Origin of the sequence: Prevotella amnii DSM 23384 = JCM 14753 (genome assembly GCF_000378745.1) — a bacterium.
Lineage (GTDB): Bacteria > Bacteroidota > Bacteroidia > Bacteroidales > Bacteroidaceae > Prevotella > Prevotella amnii.
The window spans coordinates 19,121-19,952 of sequence record NZ_KB905277.1 but is presented as its reverse complement, the minus strand read 5'-3'; the positions used below and the strand labels follow the sequence as shown (position 1 = coordinate 19,952).

The 832-nt window shown below is 43.9% G+C and carries 1 protein-coding gene; it reads right to left on the bottom strand.

Annotated elements, in window-relative coordinates:
* Nucleotides 1-181: 181 nt before the first annotated feature.
* Nucleotides 182-832, bottom strand: a 651-nt coding sequence (locus tag F596_RS0105860) for a hypothetical protein (protein ID WP_026302368.1), incomplete at its 5' end; no start/stop codon positions are given.

Here is an 832-nt window from a genome sequence, read left to right as displayed (position 1 = left end):
CAGCATCATTGTGATTTTTTTGTTGTTCATTTTGCTGTTTATTTTAAGTTGTTAAACGAATTGTCTTCTTGTGGAGGTGTCAGGGGTGGCTCGGTTTTATCGTATGATAGATATTGGCTGATTATTTTACTTTTGAGCAACCCCTGCATTCCTCCGAAATATGAAAATCAAGAAACCATTTTTACAGATAATAGGACAGCGGTCTGTCGTCAGCATCGCCCACTGCTGTGTCAGATATGCCAGAAACAGAAGGTGTTGGGTTTTGTGATGAAGGCATTGCTGGTTGAGCACTCTGTTCTTCCTTTTCTTCCGCCTTACGGATTTTCTCCAACAGTGCAGACTGTTCTCCCTGCATCTTGGCGATGTTCTCCTTGTACTTATCCAATAGCTCAGAGTCTTGAAGCTGCCGAACTGTCTCTTTGACTTCTTCCTCATCAGCCTCCTCACTGTTCTTTGCCCACTTTTGCAGGCGGACTAAGTCACGTGCGAGGACGGACTGCTCCGAAATTTCGGCTTCGCCCGATGTGGGCTCGATGGATAGGTTTAATTCCTCACGGACAATCTCATCTTCGTCCACTCTCTCCATCTCGAAATCAATGTCCATTTCGTTGTCCTCTTTCATTTCTTCCTCCTTTTCGGAGTTCTGCGGTGCAAAATTATTATTATTCTGCTCCGAATTTTCAGATGATGAAACAGAGGGAATTTGTGGGATAATCGGGGAAGTGGAACGGCTTTTTCCAATCAGTACAAACTCGGCTTGCTCTATTGTTCCTTTTCCTTTCTGTCCGTCTTTTTTCTTCGTTGCTTCTTTCTTCTTGCTATCTTCATCGCT